17 protein-coding genes are annotated in these 21,952 nt (G+C 34.9%); 7 read left to right on the top strand and 10 right to left on the bottom strand.

The window, feature by feature from the left end:
* Positions 1–333: 333 nt before the first annotated feature.
* From EKQ63_RS04705 to fdhF, 3 genes are all read right to left on the bottom strand, one after another.
* The gene (locus EKQ63_RS04705) at positions 334–2,205 is read right to left on the bottom strand and encodes a glycerophosphoryl diester phosphodiesterase membrane domain-containing protein (RefSeq protein WP_087953877.1); all 1,872 of its coding nucleotides are present in this window, start codon (positions 2,203–2,205) and stop codon (positions 334–336) included.
* Positions 2,206–2,360: 155 nt separating this feature from the next.
* Positions 2,361–2,843, bottom strand: a complete 483-nt coding sequence (locus tag EKQ63_RS04700; RefSeq protein ID WP_001040525.1) for a helical membrane plugin domain-containing protein — start codon at positions 2,841–2,843, stop codon at positions 2,361–2,363.
* A 12-nt stretch (positions 2,844–2,855) separates the two neighbouring features.
* The gene (gene fdhF, locus EKQ63_RS04695) at positions 2,856–5,792 is read right to left on the bottom strand and encodes a formate dehydrogenase subunit alpha (protein ID WP_143880765.1); all 2,937 of its coding nucleotides are present in this window, start codon (positions 5,790–5,792) and stop codon (positions 2,856–2,858) included.
* A 450-nt stretch (positions 5,793–6,242) separates the two neighbouring features.
* Between fdhF and fdhD the strand changes: the two genes are divergently transcribed.
* Positions 6,243–7,049, top strand: a complete 807-nt coding sequence (gene fdhD, locus EKQ63_RS04690) for a formate dehydrogenase accessory sulfurtransferase FdhD (RefSeq protein WP_087997451.1) — start codon at positions 6,243–6,245, stop codon at positions 7,047–7,049.
* 231 nt (positions 7,050–7,280) lie between these two features.
* A complete protein-coding gene (locus EKQ63_RS04685; protein ID WP_000405883.1) occupies positions 7,281–7,787 on the top strand; it encodes a GNAT family N-acetyltransferase in 507 nt (168 codons plus the stop codon).
* Positions 7,788–8,144: 357 nt separating this feature from the next.
* Here EKQ63_RS04685 and EKQ63_RS30445 read toward each other — a convergent pair whose 3' ends face one another.
* Positions 8,145–8,267 (bottom strand): hypothetical protein, encoded by a 123-nt coding sequence (locus tag EKQ63_RS30445; protein WP_001068392.1) that lies wholly within the window; start codon positions 8,265–8,267, stop codon positions 8,145–8,147.
* A 329-nt stretch (positions 8,268–8,596) separates the two neighbouring features.
* Here EKQ63_RS30445 and EKQ63_RS04680 point away from each other — a divergent pair, with 329 nt between their 5' ends.
* The 3 genes from EKQ63_RS04680 (at position 8,597) to EKQ63_RS04670 (ending at position 11,455) form a co-directional block, all read left to right on the top strand.
* Complete coding sequence (locus tag EKQ63_RS04680; protein ID WP_000238954.1) at positions 8,597–9,268, top strand: response regulator transcription factor; 672 nt, start codon at positions 8,597–8,599, stop codon at positions 9,266–9,268.
* 65 nt (positions 9,269–9,333) lie between these two features.
* Positions 9,334–10,797 (top strand): sensor histidine kinase, encoded by a 1,464-nt coding sequence (locus EKQ63_RS04675; RefSeq protein ID WP_088328052.1) that lies wholly within the window; start codon positions 9,334–9,336, stop codon positions 10,795–10,797.
* Between the two features lie 145 nt (positions 10,798–10,942).
* On the top strand, positions 10,943–11,455 hold the full coding sequence (locus EKQ63_RS04670) for a GNAT family N-acetyltransferase (protein WP_087953881.1): 513 nt from the start codon (positions 10,943–10,945) through the stop codon (positions 11,453–11,455).
* A 34-nt stretch (positions 11,456–11,489) separates the two neighbouring features.
* Here the strand turns inward: EKQ63_RS04670 and EKQ63_RS04665 are convergent, their stop codons facing one another.
* Positions 11,490–12,890, bottom strand: a complete 1,401-nt coding sequence (locus tag EKQ63_RS04665) for a MocR-like pyridoxine biosynthesis transcription factor PdxR (protein ID WP_087953882.1) — start codon at positions 12,888–12,890, stop codon at positions 11,490–11,492.
* 120 nt (positions 12,891–13,010) lie between these two features.
* On the opposite strand from EKQ63_RS04665, the gene EKQ63_RS04660 reads away from it, so the two are divergent.
* Both EKQ63_RS04660 and EKQ63_RS04655 read left to right on the top strand, forming a co-directional pair.
* Positions 13,011–13,937 (top strand): DMT family transporter, encoded by a 927-nt coding sequence (locus tag EKQ63_RS04660; protein WP_087953883.1) that lies wholly within the window; start codon positions 13,011–13,013, stop codon positions 13,935–13,937.
* A 115-nt stretch (positions 13,938–14,052) separates the two neighbouring features.
* Positions 14,053–14,577, top strand: a complete 525-nt coding sequence (locus EKQ63_RS04655) for a DUF4871 domain-containing protein (protein ID WP_087953884.1) — start codon at positions 14,053–14,055, stop codon at positions 14,575–14,577.
* Between the two features lie 83 nt (positions 14,578–14,660).
* Here the strand turns inward: EKQ63_RS04655 and EKQ63_RS04650 are convergent, their stop codons facing one another.
* The 5 genes from EKQ63_RS04650 to EKQ63_RS04630 all read right to left on the bottom strand — a co-directional run bounded on the left by EKQ63_RS04650 (position 14,661) and on the right by EKQ63_RS04630 (position 21,617).
* Positions 14,661–15,860 (bottom strand): NAD(P)-dependent malic enzyme, encoded by a 1,200-nt coding sequence (locus EKQ63_RS04650; protein WP_087953885.1) that lies wholly within the window; start codon positions 15,858–15,860, stop codon positions 14,661–14,663.
* Between the two features lie 59 nt (positions 15,861–15,919).
* On the bottom strand, positions 15,920–17,266 hold the full coding sequence (locus tag EKQ63_RS04645) for a 2-hydroxycarboxylate transporter family protein (protein WP_087953886.1): 1,347 nt from the start codon (positions 17,264–17,266) through the stop codon (positions 15,920–15,922).
* Between the two features lie 122 nt (positions 17,267–17,388).
* Complete coding sequence (locus EKQ63_RS04640; RefSeq protein WP_087953887.1) at positions 17,389–18,096, bottom strand: response regulator; 708 nt, start codon at positions 18,094–18,096, stop codon at positions 17,389–17,391.
* Positions 18,093–19,697 (bottom strand): sensor histidine kinase, encoded by a 1,605-nt coding sequence (locus EKQ63_RS04635; RefSeq protein WP_087953888.1) that lies wholly within the window; start codon positions 19,695–19,697, stop codon positions 18,093–18,095. Before EKQ63_RS04635 ends, EKQ63_RS04640 begins: the two co-directional genes overlap by 4 nt.
* A gap of 78 nt (positions 19,698–19,775) precedes the next feature.
* Positions 19,776–21,617: a methyl-accepting chemotaxis protein gene (locus EKQ63_RS04630; protein ID WP_411469469.1), complete on the bottom strand. Its 1,842-nt coding sequence runs from the start codon at positions 21,615–21,617 to the stop codon at positions 19,776–19,778.
* Positions 21,618–21,952: the final 335 nt, after the last annotated feature.

Below are 21,952 nucleotides of genomic sequence, written 5' to 3'. Positions count from 1 at the left end.
AAAGTCTTTTTTCTTTTTGTAATAATTAATAACTTATGTCCTTATTCTAGCATAACTTAAAAGTTATGAAAACGCTAACATACTATATTTTTAAAGTTTATATATTTAGAATAGTGTAAATATATGGAACATTGATTCTATTAGCCTCTTTGTTCCATCTCATTATCTATCACTCTATTTTTATTATACTCCTTTAAAATAAACAACAATCATTTATTATTCGACAATAATGTAACAATGTAAGAAACACCAATGATGCCGTATACATATACAGTTATGAGTTTAAACAATACTTTAGGGATATATTCTTTCCAAAAAAACAGCTGCTAGCATTTAACTAGCAGCTGGATAACTTATAAATAACTTGGAAAATAAATCATCTGTTGTTTCCGTAATTTTATCAAACAGATCACTCTCTTCCTCTTCTTGCTCTTTTAACATCTTAATTGTTTCACGTGCCGATTCAGGATAATCGGTAATGATACCATCTACGTTTAACTTATAATATCCCTTTAAACTTTCCATATCATTTACCGTCCATACGTAAATTGGCTTGTTTAACTTCCTTGCTTCTTTTACTAATTTCTTATTTAACATATATTCTTCCGCTACATAAAAATCAGCTTTCACATTCTTTAAATTGGCTCTACTTGCATACAGTATATATCCGACTTTTATATCTGGATTTGCACGCTTAAACTCTTTAATAAGCGGGTAATGTAACGTTTGAATGACACATTGTTTCTCAAATTCATTATCTTTAATCGTTTTTAATACTTTACTTACAAAATCTTTTTCGCCACCATGAAGCTTCACTTCAATATTAAGTTTGATTTTACCCTTAGCCAGCTTAATGATTTCATCAAGTGTACTTATTTGTCCTGAAAACCCATCTTGACTAAGGGTAAGCTGCCTTAACTCGTCCATCGTTAAATCCGAAACATGAACATTTGCATTGGCAAGACGTTTCAACTTCAAATCATGTATAACTGCTAATTCACCGTCTTTCGTTTGTAGTACATCAATTTCAGCGTAGTCTGCTTTCGCATCAATAGCTCCCTGCACAGCTTCTTTCGTATTTTCTACACCTTTTGAAATATAACCGCGATGAGCCATAATAATCGGTTCTTTATATGTGTTTGTAATAAAGGTCACAATGAAAGCAACAACCATTCCCGCCGTAATAATTCCTACAATATATACACCAATAAATTTCCAACGATGTTTTTGGAAGAAACATTTATCTGCCTTCGTCTTTGAATAATCTAACCCTTCTTCTAATAAAACATCTTCGACCGGAACCTTTTGTAAATACAATCTTGTTAACGCCATAATATAGAACGGCGTCATAATAAAGCTAAATAGATACAATGTACTTGTTAGGAAAACGGAAATAGTTGACTCTGCTAGTAGTGCAAATGTCCCTTCTGGGTTTGTAAATTCATATACTCCCCACAGACAAAGTAAATAAATTCCTACACATAAAAGAAAAACAATTCCTACAGATATGAAAAAACCTACTAAAAAGAACAATACTTTAAAGAAGCTTTCTTTTACTAAGTTTGCGCTTTTGCGTGCTGCTGTACGGAACGGCTTCTCCTCTAAAACAATAATGGGTAAAACAAAAATCCAACGAAGGTTCAAATAAGCAACTACAGCAAAGAAAGTATAATATCCAACTTGCCCCATCGTTGTCTTAAATAGTTCACCTGTAATAAAATTAGGAATTTGAATTTCAGGAATCAATGCAGATTTATATCCCATACTTAATAGTGGTAATAGTACAACTGCATACAAAACAAAGCCAGGTAAGCAATATGTAAACAGAGAAGGTAAATACGTTACTGTTTTATATAAAATCGGACGTAATCTCACCTTTTGCCTTTTATGAGCGAAGTACGAAATGATAATAAGTACTGCAAACTCTGTAAAGATCAGGAACAATGCCAATATAGATAAAATTACAATCGCCAAAATCCCGTATGGGGTTTTCAAAAATGCTAATAACTCATCATTTGTTGCGTTTGCATACCCACCAAAGTACAACAACTTATTGAAAATAATACCGAAAAGTGGGATAAACACAATCGCTGCTAACAATTTATAAGCAAGTTGAAAAGTTAATACATTCCAAAAAGCAAATTTAACTGTTTGAAAGGAATGTCTCATTACTCCTAGTATAGATAGTTTTTTACGGTGTTGCATATATTCCTCCAAATTCTAAAACGGTATTTGAAATGGATTCCACATTTCCAGTTCTAATCCATCTTCTTAATAATAATATATTCCGCTTAACATGAACACTCTTATACATATAATGAAAAAAGTGATGGCTACTTCCCATCACTTTTTCATTTATTCTATTTTTTCTCTAGCCCTTGTCCAAATGCTTTCAAGAAGCTAAAACCGAATGTAATAGCTCTATTGATATCTGGATCTTTTAATACTTTAAAGAAATCCATCACTTTTGTTTTTTTACCACTATTTAATTCATCTGTTGCAAATTGCAATCCAGTGACTAAGCTCGATGTAATTTGCTTCGTTACTTCTGGGTCAACTGCGGATAATGCTTCCCCCGCACCCATCATATTGTTAAGTGCATTTTTAACTGGTTCACGATTTAATTGCTCCACAGCAATTTTTGAAACATCTTCCTTCGCAGCAAGTAAACTAATCGCCGCATCTAATATTCCAGCCTTCTGCAACTGCGCTAAAAGCTGCATCGTTTCTTCTACTGCTTCACGATTATTAGATAGCTCATTTAGAAGTTCATCTGCTACTTGCTGTTTCTGTTCTTCCTCTGTTACAACTTTCTTTTTAATTAAAGTAATTTCTTTCGCCACTATCTCCGCCCCCTAGTCCACAAGTGATACGTATTGTTTTCTTTGCCATTTTTGCTCGATTTCAACACCATTTTGCGGATTACGCTTTTTATCTCGCGGGTTTGAAGATGGTAACGGACGATTTCCTTTTTCACGTAATACACGCATTTTCACCATCGTTTGTTTGTACGCCGGTGTACACGTATAAAGGTCTGTTGCCGTCCCAGTTAAAATATTGATCGCTTCTTCATTTATCGTTGCATGCATCGGTAAGTATAGCTCTTTCCCCGTTACACGATCAGTAATAAGCGCTTGTACTTTAATTTTGCCAAATGGTGATGCTAATTCTACAAGACCACCATCTTTCACATTGCGCTCTATAGCGAGTTCAGGTGAAATTTCAACGAATACTTCAGATACTTTAGATAAAATACCAGCCGACTTATTCGTCATATTCCCTTCATGGAAATGTTCTAGCATACGTCCATTATTTAAAAGTAAATCATACTCATCTGGCGCTACAACCGGTGGTACCCATTCATCTAATGATAAACGAGCTAGTTTATCTGGGAAGTTAAATCCGTCTACATATAATAGCGGTGTATCGCTACCATCATGACTACCCCAACATAAACTATTCCATCCTTCTAGACGGTCATACGTTGCTTGAGAGTATAACGGTGCAAGTGATGCAATTTCGTCCATAATTTCACTTGGACTTTCGTAATTCCAATCCCCGCCGAGTGCACGAGCCACTTTTTGTAAAATCCACCAGTCTGGTTTTGAATCGCCAAGCGGTTTCAATACTTCATATAATCTTTGAATACGTCGCTCTGTATTCGTAAACGTTCCTTCTTTTTCTAAGCTTGGTGCCGCTGGTAAAATAACATCAGCAAAACGAGCTGTTTTTGATAAGAACATATCTTGAACAACGAGGAAGTCTAAATTCGCTAAAATATGTTGCACATGGTTCGCATTGGAATCGACTAAAGCCATCTCTTCACCCATGACATACATACCACGTAATTTTCCTTCTTCTGCGGCAAGTAACATTGCAATATTATTTAATCCTGGTGCTTTCGGAATCGTTGTGCCGTATGCTTTTTCAAACTTAGCACGAAGCGTATCATCTGATACTGCTTGATAACCTGGGAGCCAGTTTGGTAATGTCGCCATATCACAAGCACCTTGTACGTTATTATGTCCGCGTAATGGATATGCTCCTGCACCAGGACGACGATAATTACCCGTAACAAGCAATAGATTTGAAATTGCTGCTGAAGTTGTACTTCCTCCAGTATTTTGAGTTACACCCATTCCCCAAAGTACACAAGTACCATCTGCTTCATATACCATACGAGCCATTTCTTTCAGATTTTCTTTCGAAATCCCCGTAATTTCTTCTGTATAATCAAGCGTATACTTTTCTACCATTTTGCTATATTCATCAAAATTCTTCACATTTTCAGCTATGAACTTTTTATCATGCCAATCTTGATCAATAATATATTTCGTAATACCAGCAAGCCATACGTAATCCGTACCTTGGCGCGGATGAAGAAATAAATCCGCACGCTCTGCCATTTCATGTTTACGAAGGTCCGCCACAATTAATTTTTGGTCATGTAATTTATGAGCACGTTTTACACGCGTTGCAAGTACAGGATGTCCTTCTGTTGGATTCGCACCAACGATAATGACAAGGCCTGCTTCCGCAATATCTTTCACTGTTCCAGCGTCCCCTCCCATACCGACGGTTTTAAATAAACCATCTGTTGCTGGAGATTGACAATAACGGGAACAGTTATCTACATTATTCGTTCCATATATTTGACGGGCTAGCTTTTGCATAAGGTAATTTTCTTCATTTGTTACTTTGGATGAAGAAATAAATCCAAATGCATCGCTGCCATATTCAGATTTAATATGCTGCATGTTAGAAGCAACAACTTCTAATGCCTCTTCCCAAGTAGCTTCAACAAACATATCTCCTTGGCGAATTAATGGCTTCGTAATTCGATCTTCACTATTTACAAAGTCCCATCCAAATTTACCTTTTACACATGTGGAAATACCATTAACCGGTGCATCTGAAACAGGTTGTACTTTTAATATATGGCGATCTTTCGTCCATACTTCAAATGAACAACCGACGCCACAAAATGTACAAACTGTTTTTGTTTTATTCACTTTCGTCTTACGCATCGCAGCCTCTACTTCTGAAACTGCTAAAATACTACTATATCCAGGCTCTACATCCTTTACAAAATCAATCATCGGATCTAACACATCTGGTTTTAATCCTGTCATGAATCCAGCTTCACCTAACATTGATTTTTCCATTAACGCATTACATGGACATACTGTTACACACTGCCCGCAACTTACACAAGATGAGTCATTTATACTTACACCATTGTCCCATATAACACGCGGACGATCTAAGCTCCAGTCTATCGATATAGTTTCATTAACCTGTAAGTTTTGACATACTTCTACACACTGTCCACAAGCAATACATTGATTTGGATCATACCGATAAAACGGATGTGACATATCCACTTCACAAGCACTTACTTTCGGCTCATACGGATATTTCTGTTCTTCAATTCCCATCATATGTACGGTGTTATGGACTTTACAATTACCATTATTGTTATCACACACGGTACAATACAATAAGTGATTCTCTAATATTCGGTCCATCGCCTCAGTCTGCGCCTCTTTGGCACGCTGTGACTGTCTTTCAATGTGCATACCGTTCTCTAATTTCGTTGAACAAGCACGCATTAACTTCCCATCTACTTCTACAATACACGTATCACAAGTTTGAATTGGATCTACTTCTGGTACATGACAAATTTGAGGATGTTCCAAATTACTCTCATTAAATAATTGTAGTATTGTCTTTTCACCTGATGCTGAAAATTCTTTACCATCTACGGTTACACGGACTGTCTGTTCTGCCATAGTTTCCCCTCTCCTTACAACCAACTGTACAACCCACTTATGAATCCGTTTTCATAAGTGGGTTACTGTACATATTTTTGAAACGCTCTGCGCAAATACTTTTCTTATGAAGTCGATTCTAGATGTTATAAGGTATAACTACGAAAGCTTGAAAATATCACTATTCTACAGTTCTATTATATCGTACATATACAATAATAACCAAAATAATCTGTGATCTTCTTGTTAATAGGTGTTTTTATCCCGCTTTAATGGGCAGTAAGACCCCCACCTCAAAATTCAGCGAAAGCAAAGAAGTTAAGTGGGGGTCGGGCCGCCCATTAAAGTCCGATTGGTTCAACTAATAATCAGTGGGGGATGAAGCCCCCCACTGATTAAAGTTTCACTTTATTTTTTCCATTGTTTTATAATAAATATGGGAGAGAAATACATAAAAAAGGGGAATTTAATATGGAGCCTACACAAGAAACGTATACAATTGTACGTTATCAATCTGGTACATTTTCAAAACAACTTGATGAGATTGTTACAGAATCTCCTATTACGATTAAATTGAATGGTGAAGAATATGTAACAGTCGTATGTACACCAAATTATATTGAAGATATGGTAATTGGTTTTTTAATTTCTGAGGGGATTATTTCTTCCTATAAAGATGTTGAAGAACTATGGGTTCAAAAAGATAACGGAATTGTCCATGTAACATCATCAAAAATAAATCCGCTCTATCAAAATTTATACAATAAACGATACATCACTTCCTGCTGCGGAAAAGGTAGACAAGGTTTTATTTTTGTTAACGATGCAGCAAAAGCAAAAGATTTACATGATATACATGTAAAAATTACTCCTGAAGAATGCTTTTACTTAATGAATACTTTACAACAATCTTCCACTACCTTTCGTCAAACCGGCGGTGTTCACAATACCGCGCTATGTGATCGAAACAATATCCTCCTATCAAGAATGGATATCGGAAGACATAATGCATTAGATAAAATATATGGACATTGTTTACGCAACAATATATCTGTTAAAGGAAAAATCATTGCATTTAGCGGACGCATTTCATCCGAAATTTTACTCAAAGTTTCAAAAATCGGATGTGAAATTGTTCTATCTAAATCCGCTCCAACAAAATTAGCATTGCAACTCGCTCACGATTTAGGCATTACTGTCGTAGGGTTTATTAGAAATGAATCTTGTAATATTTACACGCACCCACATCGAATTGATGGTTATCAATCGAATAACTAAAATAACTCCTCGGTTGAGGAGTTATTTTAGTTATGAAAATGCAATATATTAAACACTTGAATAGTTAATAAAGTTAATATATAATTTCATTACATAATTAAAAACAAAATATTGTAGCATATATCTTTTCATTCTTTTACAAATTAAAAGAGACTGCTAACAAAACGCATACACATTCTTATATATGTAATGGATTTATTTGATTTAAAATCGACCAAGGAGGTTACAACGATGGAAATTCGCTTATTAACGACAGAGGACGCAGAAATATATTTAAAAGTTTGTATGGAAGGTTTAACGAAGAACCCGGAAGCTTTTAGTTCTTCTTATGAAGATGTTCTGAAACATGAGAATCCTGTAGCTGCTATGGCAAAACGATTAAGCAATCCGGATAAGTATACTCTAGGGGTCTTCAAAGATAACGATTTAATCGGCATTGCTACTTTAGAAACAAAGCCTTTCATTAAACAAGAACATAAAGCAAAAATCGGTTCCGTTTTTGTTTCCCCTAAAGCACGTGGCCTTGGAGCAGGACGAGCTCTCATTAAAGCAATTATTGAAAATGCCGATAAATTACATGTAGAACAACTTATGCTCGATGTTGTAGTTGGTAACGATGCAGCAAAAAAATTATATGAATCATTAGGCTTCCAAACTTACGGCGTACAAGAGCGTTCATTAAAACATAACGGTCAATATTGGGACGAGGAACATATGGTTCTGTTCTTAAATGATTAATACTTCAATCTAGTTTTCCAAAAGCATCTTTTTATTAAGAAAGATGCTTTTTTCATTACAACAATGTAATCTTCATGTCACCTTTATCGATCGTACCAAACCTTTCCATTCATTATACTAAAAATATAAAGTGAAACTTTACTCAGTGGGGAACTACATCCCACGCTGATCGCATGTACTTGATATGTAGAGGAGAATGTGACATGAAACAAAACAAACGAGCTATGCTTTTAATATTTACTACAGCAATTGTAACTTCTGGATTAGCAATTTTACCTTGGTTTATTATATAAAAATACTCCCCCTAACAACGAAAAAAGCTTATTGCTTCTTAAGAAGCAATAAGCTTTTTTTATATTATAAAATCCCCAAAATTTTATTTACACAACTTATAATAATAACCATAGATACGGCAACGCACATGACAACCGTATTACGATCTTGCTTTTCTTTTTTTGAAATTTCTTCTTTTGGATTCATGTGTATGATCTCCTTTAAAAAAAAGTGTGAGATAGGAAATTTTTCTTATCCGATGCGAGGTGAATACGAAAACCCTCTCTATCTCACATACACAATAGAATGGAATTGTCATTTTATAAATAAAATGACATGACGTTATGTCGCAACATAGGGTATTTTGTGTCGCTACGTTTTCTATTATAAAAAATAGTTGTGCAAAACTAGTGCATTTTTTATGTCAATTACTCTGAGCGAGAAATCACTCTTCCACTCAATCACATAAAAAGAGTTTTTTATCATTTTCATGTAAACTATACAAGTAGAATGAACAGTTTGGGGTGCACAAGATTATGGTGAAAATTTTATTAGTAGACGATGAAGAACGTATGTTACGATTATTAGATCTGTTCTTAAGTCCTCGTGGCTATTTTTGTATGAAAGCTACCTCTGGCCTTGAAGCACTAAAGTTAATAGAACAAAAAGACTTTGATATTGTTTTGTTAGATGTAATGATGCCGAATATGGATGGATGGGATACTTGCTATCAAATCCGTCAAATTTCCAACGTTCCAATCATTATGCTAACAGCTCGTAATCAAAATTACGATATGGTAAAAGGCCTTACGATCGGCGCAGATGACTATATTACAAAACCATTTGATGAGCATGTATTAGTTGCACGAATTGAGGCTATATTACGCCGTACAAAGAAAGATGGATTTGTTAGCTTCAATGGTATTGAGTGGGATAAAACGAAACATACTGTCACAGTGTATGACGAGAAAATCTCACTGACTCCTATCGAATTTTCGTTACTTGGACTATTTTTACAAAATACAAACCGTGCTTATAGCCGAGATGATTTAATTGAAAAAATTTGGGGGTATGAAACAGACATTGAATATAGAACAATCGATTCACATATTCGCAATATCCGTGATAAATTACGTAAAAAAGGATTTCCAGTTGAAAATTACTTAGAAACTGTTTATAAGGTCGGATATAAATGGAAAAGTGAATAATTACTTCGGTCAGTGGACAATAGTATATCACTGACCTTTTATATGAAATAAGGTATGGTGAGAAAATGAGTAAACTTTCACTTAAAATTGGGACATACTTTTTAATACTAGCTTTATGTATTGAAACAATTGCTTTCGTATCTTTTTACAAAAGCATTTCAAACATGCGCATTGAGGAGGAAACACTTGCTCTTTTAGAAAAGGGTAATCGCTATAGTAGCATGATTAAAAACCGGGCCAAGTGGAATGCATACTCTAAAGAAAAGAGACTCACAGAAAGCGCTGAACACAGTAAACGGCCTAAACGTGCTGTATACCCCGATTTTGATATCAACACTGAAGCTGAACACTTAGTCGAATCAGAAGCAATTGCTAACTCTGATATAACTATCATTATAACAGACAATAATGGCAAAATTATTTCCACTTCAGAACCTGTAACAAAGGCGATGCAAAAACAACTTACTTGTAAAACACAACATATTCCAGAAAACGGACTGGTTGTCGAAAAGAACTGGAAAAAATCAAAATTCATCACAACGGTAAGCCCACTTAACACAGCAGAGTTTCAAGGAAAGTTATATATGTTACTAAAAACATCTTTCTTAGAAAATATGTTACTTAAACTCATGAAGCAATTTCTTATCATTAGTGTTTTGACAGTTATTTTAACGACTATTTCTGTCTTTGTTTTTTCTCGTGTTATTACAGAACCGCTTATAAAAATGAAGAGGGCAACAGAAAAAATGTCAAAATTAAATAAGCCAATTCAATTAGGTATTAAACGGAATGATGAACTTGGAAGCTTAGCAAAAACGATTGAAGATTTATCCAGTGAACTGACTTATATGAAAAAAGAAAGAAACGAATTTCTCGCTAGTGTCGCCCATGAACTATTAACTCCATTGACCTATATGAAAGGTTATGCGAAGGTAGCAAAGAGAGACTCTTTAACGAAAGAAGAGCGAGAAGAATACTTACAAATCATTGAGGATGAAACGGATAGTGTAACCGATCTCGTACAAGATCTATTTATGCTTGTACAACTAGAACAGCACCAATTTGTTATAAAAAAACAAAAAGTACTTCTGAGGCCTTTTCTAGAGCGAATGGTTGAAAAAACAAAAACAACATTAACTAATAAGCAAATGCAACTTCATGTATACTGTAAAGAGGATTTAGAAGTGTATATAGATGAAAGACGCATGGAACAAGTGATGTTAAATTTATTGCATAACGCTTATCAGCATTCACCAGAAAATACTTCTATAACAATACGTGTACTAACGGAAACAGATTATTTTACAATAAGTGTACAAGACGAAGGCGAAGGTATTCCTGTGGAAGATATCCCGCATATTTTCGATCGTTTTTATCGTGTTGATAAATCCAGAACGAGAGCTACTGGAGGAAAAGGTATCGGGCTAGCTGTTGCAAAAGAAATTGTAGAATTGCATAATGGTTCCATTCTAGTAACAAGCCAATTAGGAGTAGGAACAAACTTTATAATTGAGCTACCTTTTGAATAAGATGCGTGTGAAAACACCAGTAGTAGTAAACACTACTGGTGTTATTTTGTTCATAAAATCAGCTCATATAAGCTAAGCTTTTGAAATTATTCTTATTTCAATATAAAATAAAGGTACATTTGCAAAGATTTGGAGGGTGATATAATTGGATATCCATGTATTAACAAAAGACGAAGCGGAAATTTACTTAGAACTTCGTGTAGAAGGATTAAAGCAAAACCCTGAAGCTTTTAGCTCTTCTTATGAAGATATTATTAATAAAGAGTGTGCGATTGAATATAAAGCACAAAAATTAGCACAAGATGAAAACTATACGCTAGGTGCATTTAAAGATGGAAAATTAATCGGGGTTGCAACGCTGGAAACGAAACCATATGTAAAACAAGAACATAAAGCTAAAATCGGTTCTGTATATGTGTCTCCAAAAGCACGCGGACTTGGGGCAGGAAAAGCACTTATTAAAGAATGCCTTGAACTTGCTAAATCTTTAGAAGTAGAACAAGTTATGCTTGATGTTGTTGTTGGCAACGATGGAGCAAAAAAACTTTATGAATCATTAGGATTTAAAACATTCGGTGTGCAAGAACGTTCATTAAAATATAACGGACAATATTGGGACGAAGAGCATATGGTCTTATTCCTAGATGAAAATAGATAATAAAAAACATCCTCTCGTGTATGAGGATGTTTTTTTACTTTTTTCTAAACCACGCTATATTTAATAATTGAATCGCTTTTGCAATTTCTTCCTCTGATAAAATCGCAAACCCAAGTAAAACTACATTTCCAGGGGCAGTACCGTCTTTATAATACGTAGAAACAGGATATAATTTAATACTATATTTCGCAGCTTCTTTAATGAGTTCTTCCTCTCGCATTCCATTATGCACTTGTAATAAAATGTGTAATCCCGAATCTTCTCCTATCACCTCAACACGATTAGAGAAATACTTTCCTATTTCAAAGACGAGTCGATCCCTCTTTTTCCGGTAGACGACACGCATTTTATGAATATGTTTTTCCCAATAACCTTCATTTAAAAACTTTCTAATCACTTCTTGGTCCATTCTTGAAACACTTTGTGTATAAAACAGATATTCCTTTTGATACTTTTTAATTAAATTCTTCGGTAATACTATATAGCTCATCCGTAATGAGGGCAACAAAGCTTTTGATAACGTCCCCATATAAATAACTTTCCCATCTGTATCTAACCCTTGTAGTGCCGGAATTGGCCTTCCTGAATAGCGAAATTCACTATCGTAATCATCTTCAATAATATACCTGTCTTTCGCTTTCTTCGCCCATTGTAAAAGCTGCGTCCTTCTCGTAATAGGCATAATCATTCCACATGGGAATTGATGAGAGGGAGTTACAAATACAACATTCGCATCGCTATTTTCTAAATCTGCCATACAAATTCCGTCCCTATCTAAAGACAACATTTGAACCTTCTCTTCTCCCTGTTCAAAAACAACCATTTTCCTATGATACCCTGGGTTTTCAACTGCATAATTGCTTCCCTTTAACAATTGAAACAATAATTTCACTAATATTTGTGTTCCCGCTCCTAATACAATTTGACTAGCTGAACAACGCACACCTCTAGATTCATACAAATAGTTCGCAATTTCCTCTCGTAAGCTTAATTCTCCTTGAGGGTGTCCAAGAAAAAGCAAATCATTATTATGCGGCTGCCATACATCATTTATAAGCTTGCGGTACATAGTGAACGGAAAAGTATTCGTATCAACCCCTGTTTGGGTGAAATCAAACTTATAGTTCTCCTCCCGAAACGGCACTTCTTCTACTTTCGCATCGCTTCCTTCTACATAAATCATTTGTTCAACTTTACATACAAAATAACCTTTTCTCGACGCCGACTCAATATAACCTTCTGCAAGTAATTGCTCGTAAGCCGCTTCTACTGTATTCTTACTCACTTGTAAATAACTCGCCAGTTTTCTTTTTGCAGGTAATTTTGTAAAAGCCGGAATCGTTCCATCTTTAATCTCTTTTTTTATATACTCATACAATTGCACATACAACGCTATTTTACTTTGCGTATTTAAATTAGGCGTTAATTCTAACATAACATCTGACCCCTTAATAAAACTGAAATCTGATACTTTTTACAGTGCCAGATTATATATATAATTCCTTTTATCATGTCACACATAAAAAATCAAATACTCGAGAGGAGATGCATGATTATGAACAATAGTAGACGGATTGGACTCATTATGATTATTACAGGAGCTACCTTATGGGGATTATCTGGCCCGATGATTCAGTGGCTATTTCAACATACTAACGTATCATCAATTGATTTTTTAACAATTCGATTGCTGCTTGCGGGAATATTTATTTTATCTTTTTTACTGATAAAGAAACAAAACATTTTTCAAATTTGGAAACACACTAGACATTCTATACAACTTATTATTTTCTCTATTCTCGGCATGCTCGGTGCACAATACGCCTTTATCGAAACAGTTCATATTAGTAATGCGGTCACAGCAACATTATTTCAATTTCTAGGTCCTGTTTTTATTACCATTTATGTCGCATTTGAACAACGAAAATTCCCTGCTTCTATGCAACTACTCGCAATTGTAACTGCGCTAACGGGAACGTACTTTATTATTACAAACGGTTCAATTGAAAATATTGTTTTATCGAAAGAAGCCATTATTTTTGGCCTATTAACAGCAATTGGATTTGCATTTTATACCCTCCATCCAGCTTCCCTTATTAAAGAATGCGGAACAACCATAGTAATTGGATGGGGGATGTTAATTGGAGGAATTGCACTGCTTATTTGTAATCGTTCTTTTGGGTGGGATCAAATTTCGCAAACTTTCACACTCCAAACTTTTTCTATGCTCATTCTTATCATTATAAGTGGCACTCTTTCTTTTCTTCTTTATATCGGTAGTCTGAAATATTTAGCAGCAACAGAAACAAGCATTTTATCTAGTATTGAACCACTTGTAGCGGCTATCGTTTCAATCGCTTGGCTAAATGAATCATTTGGAGCATATCAATTACTAGGCGGCGTATGTATTGTTCTTTCTGTTATTTTCTTAACGATGCCACAAAAAGAGAATGAGCCAGCCTTTACATCTGAACAAATATAAAAAATGTCAAAAGAGGTCGTACAAAACTTACGACCCCTTTTTATACTTTAAAGGAATTGTCCCGCTTTCTGGCAAATACAATTACACTAATAATAAAAATTAGGGGTGTGACACCATGAAAAAAATCGGCACTATGCTACTTTTCTCCTTTCTCATCACTGGATGCTCGCAATTGCAACTTGATTCAGAAGTACCTAAAAAAGAATCCATCGCAACGTCATCCACTCAGGTTAATGCACCTTCCTTCTTTCACCTTAGCGTTTTAAAAGATGTAAATTGGGAAGAAACACCCTCCTTCATACAAGAAAAAATACCTTTAAGAGGTATCGAAGACAAAATTGCAATGACCGATAGCCCTATTATCGCAAATAAAAAAAATGAAATGATGTGGTACTTTTTAGATCCTGAAATGCCAACTGGAAAACTATCTATTATTGCACTAAAGCAAGGATCAGTAACGCCAACACCCGTACTCTTTCAACAAGAAACTTCCAAACCAACTTGGACTACTTCAAATACAATTGATTCCACTACAAACGAACTCCCTCTCACTATGTCACTACCTTCATCTGGACTATGGTTATTAAATATATATGTGAATGAAAGATATTATGATCAATTTGTAATCCATACTGAGTAAAGTGACTAAACTAAAACACACTCTCCTTATTTTGATTTCTTATCTCAAAAAAGCAGTGCCTTTTTAGGCACTGCTTTTAGCTATTAATAACGTGGTATTTTCGTAATTTGCGCCACCCCTGAATCAATGGCTGCTTTCGCTACTGCTTCTGCAACACTTGGAACAACTCTTTTATCTAATGGATTCGGGATTACATAATTCGCATTACGTTCTTCGTCCGTAATGATGTTAGCGATCCCATATGCTGCCGCTAATTTCATTTCTTCTGTAATATCAGTCGCGCGCACATCTAGCGCACCGCGGAATATTCCTGGGAACGCCAATACATTATTTACTTGATTCGCATAATCCGAGCGCCCGGTTCCTACTACAGCTGCCCCAGCCTCTAATGCATCCTCTGGGAAGATTTCTGGAATTGGATTCGCCATTGCAAACACAATTGCTTGCTCATTCATCGTCTGTACAAGTTCTTTCGTTAATACGTTAGGAGCAGATACGCCAATAAAAATATCAGCTTGGTGAATCGCTTCTTTTAACGTTCCACGCACATGTTCACGATTTGTCTTTTTTGAAACTTCAATTTGTGCTTCGTTCATCCATGTTTCACCTTCACAAACAATACCTTCTAGGCTAACTAGCGTAATGTGCTTTGCACCAGCCTTTAATAATAATTTTCCAATTGCAATTCCTGCCGAACCCGCACCGTTAATAACGATTTTCACATTATCCATTTGTTTGCTAACAACTTTTAATGCATTAATAACAGCTGCTAAAACGACAATAGCTGTTCCATGTTGATCATCATGGAATACAGGAATATTCGTTTCTTCTTTTAATCGTTTTTCAATTTCAAAACAACGCGGTGCTGCAATATCTTCTAAATTAATCCCTGCAAATGTAGGCTCTAAATTTTTTACAAGGGTAACGATTTCATCTACATCCGTTGTGCCTAAACATAATGGGAAAGCATCTACATTCGCAAACTTCTTAAACAAAATACTTTTTCCTTCCATAACAGGCATAGCTGCTTTCGGTCCAATGTTTCCTAAACCGAGTACCGCTGTTCCATCTGAGACAACTGCCACCATATTACCACGTGCTGTATAGTCATACACCGTTTCTTCATCTGCCGCAATTGCTTTACAAGACTCCGCTACACCTGGTGTATACGTCAGGCTTAAATCATCCGCTGAATTTACTTCTACTTTACTTGTAATTTCAATTTTCCCTACTAATTCTTTATGCAATAACAATGATCTTTCATTAATTTGATTCTCTAACATACTTATAATCTCCCCTTAATTTGACAAGCTAGCTATATGAATATAGCTAGCTTGTTTGATCATGAAAACATTTTTAATAATATTGTCGCCGTTACAACCATTGCCGCTCCGCCTAAACGAGTCGAAATTTGCGCGAACGGCATTAATTCCATACGATTTGAAGCCGATAAAATAGCAACATCTCCAGTTCCGCCTAAACCGCTATGACATCCAGTTACAATCGCCGATTCAACTGGATACATCTTCATCACTTTCCCTACAAGAAAACCTGCTGCTACCATTGTAAGAACAACCGATGCGCACACAACAACATACCCTACTGAAAGAACCGCTGCTACGTCTTTTAACGGGATATATAGCAATCCTAATCCAACCATTAACGGCCAAGTTAAATTCTTCGAAATAAATTTATATAAATGGAATGCTCCTTGCTCCATTTTTGCTGGCATTAATTTAAAGTATTTCACAAGCGCTGCTGAGAAAATCATAATGATTGCCCCAGGAATACCGATGAACTTAGAAGCAAATCCTCCGAAGATGAAGAACGTACACGCAATTAATAAACCTGCTCCCATTAATGAGAAGTCAATTGGCTTCTCTGTATTTTGTTCTTTTAATAATTCTGCTTGATTGTCTGTTTTCACTAATACACCGTTACCACTAAGCTCCGGTTTCTTCTCACCTAAACGCTTCATATACCCTGCACTTACAATTGCGAACATATTTCCAATAATAGCTGCTGGAATAAGCTGTGATACAAACGTTGCTGATGATTCATTTAAAATATCACTATAAGCTAGCGACAATGGTAAAATCCCTTCCCCGATACCACCACTCACAATTGGTACGATGATAAAGAAGAATGTGTGCTTCATTTCAAATCCAAATAATGAACCGACCAATAACCCTACTGCTATAGAGGCTAACGTCCCTACTACTAAAGGAATAAACATGCGAACGAAACCTTGTACTAACACTTTACGGTTCATTCCTAAAATACTTCCGACTACTAAACAAGAAATATATAAATATAAAAAGTTCGATTTTTTCATTAACATAGTCGCAGCTTCCATTGAAGCTGGATTCATCCAGTTAAAAAATACAAGTAATGATGGAATAAATAACGAAAGTATTGCTGGACCGCCGATATTTTTTAAAATTGGAATTCTCATCCCAATATCGCCTAAGAAAATCCCCATGATCATAATAACTGCAAATCCACCAATCATATCTGCTGGCAATTTATTATATACAGATGCCCCATAAATAATAGCAGCCAATACTACATATAACGGTAAAGGTATAACACCGATTTTTACATTCATAATTTTAGAAGCGAAAGATTCTCTTTGTACTTCATTTCCTCCAGAAAATGATACCGCTTCCACATTCTTTTGAATTCCCATATGGCACCCCCTCGTTTTCTTAATAACAATATTAAAACGCTTTCAATAGTAAAAATAGTTTTTGTAAGTTTTGTAATTGATTTTGTAATTAAAAAAAGTATAAGCGACTTATATTAAGTCGCTTATACGTAAAACTCTATTTTCTTTTGATCAATACATCTTAATTTACTTACAGGTCTTCCTACATGTTGATACACCATTTCGTTTTCTAACACTCCAATTTCAGTTAAAAACATTACATACTTTCGAATAGAAACCCTTGAAACACCAACTAATTGCGCCATTTCCTCTGTTGTAAATGCTCGTCCGTTCAGCGACTCGATCTTCTGCCAAATTAATTGCAACGTTTGCTTCGTTAACCCTTTCGGAAGCTCTTTCGTGACAGTAGGCTCTCTTTTTTCTTTTTGCAAAATTAACGAGTCTAATTCCGATTGACTAATTTTTTGTTGTTCTTTCATGAAAGTAAGTTTTTCTCGATATATAGTTAACGCCTTTTTAAATCGTTCAAATGTAAATGGTTTAATTAAATAATCTACTACGCCATATTGTAATGCTTTTTTAATACTCCCCATATCATGTACAGCTGAAATCATCATAATATCGATTTCTTTTTCTTGATTCCGAATATACATTAAGAGCTCAAATCCAGTCTCTTCAGGCATAAAGATATCAAGTAATACTAAATCTACTCGTGATTCCTCTAATACTTCTAGCGCCGATTTTACGGAGTTAACTGCTTGAACAAGTTCAAATCCTCCTACTTGCTCTAAATAATGCGTATTTAACATTGCTACCATCGGGTCATCTTCTACAATTAAAACTTTAATCATATTTGCCTCTCATCCCTACCTTTAGGTATTTCAATTGTTATCGTTGTTCCCTTTCCCACTAATGAATGCATATGAATTTCCCCATTTATTCGCTGTATACTTTCTTTTACAAGATACAAACCATAACCACGGTTATCTCCTTTTGTGGAATAACCTTTCGTAAATAATGCCCCTATTTCTTCTTCTTGTACACCTTTTCCCGTATCTTGTACTGTAATGGTTAGTGTCTCCCCATATTGTATCTCAACTTCAACTTGCTTCTTTTCACAATTCGTCACTGCCTCTAATGCATTATCAATTAAATTTCCGACAATCGTAATAAGCTCATGAGTAATACTTTCATCATCTATTTCCGGCATATAAGAATCTTCACTTATAATTAATTTTATATTTTTCTCTCTAGCATAGCTAAGTTTTCCGAGTAAAAAACCAGCAAATACTGGACTTTTTATTTTTTTCATAATCCCACCAATTTCATATTGATGCTCTGACACCATACCACTTATATACTTCTGTAATTCTTCATACTGCTTCATGTGTGTAAGCCCTAATACGACATGCATTTTATTCATAAATTCATGAGATTGTGCCCGTAACGCTTCCGCATATAGTCTAATACCAGTTAATTCTTCTGCTAATTTTCTAATCTCTGTTTTATCACGAAATGTTGCAATTGCGCCAACTATTTCTCCTTTTACATATAAAGGAACACGATTCGTCACAATCGTAATTCCATAAATATTTTGTTCTTCGTTTAATTGCACCTCTCCCGTTTGTAATACTTCTTTTATACGCGAATTAGGCATGTACAACTCAACATCTTTACCGATAAAATCTTCTTCAAGTCCACTTTTCTTAAACAATCGTTTTGCCTCATTATTTATTAAAGTTACATTGGCCTCTTTATCTACAGCAATAATACCTTCCTTTACAGATTGGAGCATCGTATTTCTTTCTTCAAGAATTTTCGCTATCCTGTGAGGTTCAAGACCGAATAAACTTTTCTTTATATGTCTAGCTAGCAATATTGCTCCTATAATTCCGACTAGTACCCCAACTCCAACACCAATATAAATGATATGTCTACTTTCCTTAACTCTCTCTTTTACATTATCTGCTGAAATACCAACGGCCACCGCTCCAAGTTGTTCACCTGTTTCAGAAAATACAGGTACAAACACTCGCATTGAAATACCTAAAGTTCCTTCTGCCAGCGATACATGTTCCTTTCCTTTCAATGCAGGCCCTTCATCACCCCCAATAAAATGATGACCTATTTTTTGAGGATTTGGATGTGATTTTCTTATTCCATTCATGTCCATAACTACAATAAATTGAACACCTGTGTTTTTTAATATTCTATTTGTATACGTTTGGATTGCAGAAGGATCTGCTTTCCCAATTAAACCATCGATTACAATCGACTCATTCGCCACAATGTGTGCAATTGTTTTTGCTTTCTCTGCTTGGCTATCCTCCGTCGTCCGTTCTACATTATGACTAATTAATATATCTGTCACAAGTAAAGAAAAAATTACAACTGTACAAACTAACAATGTAATCGTTTTCCATAAATTCCATAGTCTTTTTCTTTTTTTCATCCCGTTAATGACTCCCCTAATTGCTGAATAGAAAAATAAGTAAGGTGATATTATTTTCACCTTACTTATCTGCTATTATTATACTTTAAATTTACTAGTCATCGCTTGTAGTTCTTCGGCCATCTCAGCTAAGTTTTGCGAAGCCGAACTAATTTCTTCCATTGAATTCACTTGTTCTTCTGTTGAAGCAGCAACACTTTGCATACTAGCTGTATTTTCTTCTGCAGCTGCTGCAATTTCATCAATAGCATTTGTCACTTCATTTGCATCTCCAGCAATTCTCTTCGTTGTTTCTACCATTTGATTCACTTGAGAAACAATATGTGTAGTAGAACTTAAAATTTCCGTAAAACTTACTTTCGTTTTTGTTACAACCTCAAGACCCTGTTGAACCTCCCCATTCACATTATCCATCGCCTTAACAGTATGTTCAATATCAGCCTTAATTTCTGCAATTAAATTTGCAATCTCTCCAGATGATTCTCCTGATTGCTCCGCTAATTTTCTAACCTCATCTGCTACAATAGCAAACCCTCGGCCCTGTTCACCTGCTCTTGCTGCTTCAATAGCCGCATTTAAAGCTAATAAGTTCGTTTGAGTAGCGATGTTTTGAATTGCTTCAGAAATAGCTCCTACCTGCTTTGATTTCTCATCAAGAAGTTTAATAATAGCATCCGACTCGGATACCGACCTAGAAATAGACTGCATTTGTATTGCAGTTTGTTCAACCAATTCTTCCCCTTCTTCAGCTCTTTCTTTCGCATGTAATGAGGAGATAGAAATTGATTCCGCGCTTCCAGTTACATCTTGAATTGCTATATTTACTTGTTGTAATGTAGCCGCACCTTCTTCAACACCTTGACTTTGTGATTCAGCCCCACCTGATACTTGTTCCATTGCAATTGTAATTTGATCTGTCGCATCATTTGCTTGCTGTACGCTCGCTGTTAACTCTTCAGCCGATGCCGCCACATGTTCTGCTGAAAAACTAATTTGAGTAATCACATCTTGTAAAGAGGCAGACATTTCATTAAAGGAATTCCCTAATTTCCCTATGTCATCCTTGGAATAGATTGTAATTTTCTCTGTTAAATCTCCCTTACTAATTTTATGTGCCGAGTCAGCTATTTTTCTTAATGGTCTTGTAATAGACTTTGTAATGAAATAAATTAATACACTACCAAATACAATAGCGATAGCAATAACAATAAAAGTCTTATAAAATACTGGATTCGCAGCTTGGGTAATTTCTTCATCAAACATAACTCCAACTACTTTCCAGCCCGTTTTCTCATTTGTTGCAAAGATTAAATTCTTTTTATCATCTTGTTCTGTATAAGAGACATTTCCTTGTTTTTCTTCATAAATCGGTTTAATCCAAGGGTCAGTAACTTTTGCACCTGGTTTTCTAGATGGATGACTAACAATTTGCTTATTTTGATCTAAAATAACTGCATAACCTTTTTCACCAATGTTAATCATTTTGGAAATTTTCAAGATGTTATCTAAATTTAAGTTAATTCCTATAACACCTTTACCATCTTTTACTTCTTTTGCAATTGTCACTACCATATTTTTTGTAGATGCTGATTGATATGGTGCAGTAACAATTACTTTCCCTTTATTTTCATGTGCTTCTTTATACCAAGATCTATCTGTTGGATTATACCCATCATCCATTTTGATAAATGGTTCTCTTATAAACTTTCCTGTCTGCGTTCCAATATAAATACCTTCTACTTCTGGATGAAGTTTTATATATTGCGCTAACTTCGTTCTTACTATTTCTTCTTGTCCGTTTGGATATGTATCCTCTGTTAAGATGTCTGCAAAGTATGCTGCATCAACAAATTTCTCTTCTATATTTTGAGAAATAACAGTATTTAAAATCGAAATATTTTCCTTTGCTTTACCTGTGATTTGTTGTTCAAAATTTGTTTTGGCAGTTTGATATGAAACACCACCGATAATAAGTCCTGGTATAGTTAAAATAAGAAAAAATGAAATGATTAATTTTTTCTTGATGCTCATACATTTAACCCAGTTAAATATTTTTTGCATAATAAGCCTCCTTTATGGAATGTGGATACTTGTGTAATTTTATACAAGTAACATATATAAAACAATATATAATGATAACATGTAATATTTTCGTCAATTATGCATTTTTACATATTCACTACTTCTAAAGATGTAATCATAAAAAATAAGAGAACTTCAGCTTATATAATAAGATGAAATTCTCTTATTTCGTA

Origin of the sequence: Bacillus sp. BD59S, from assembly GCF_007363175.1 — a bacterium.
GTDB lineage: Bacteria > Bacillota > Bacilli > Bacillales > Bacillaceae_G > Bacillus_A > Bacillus_A pacificus.
The sequence above is the reverse complement of the archived record's forward strand: the minus strand, read 5'-3'. Positions and strand labels throughout refer to the sequence as shown.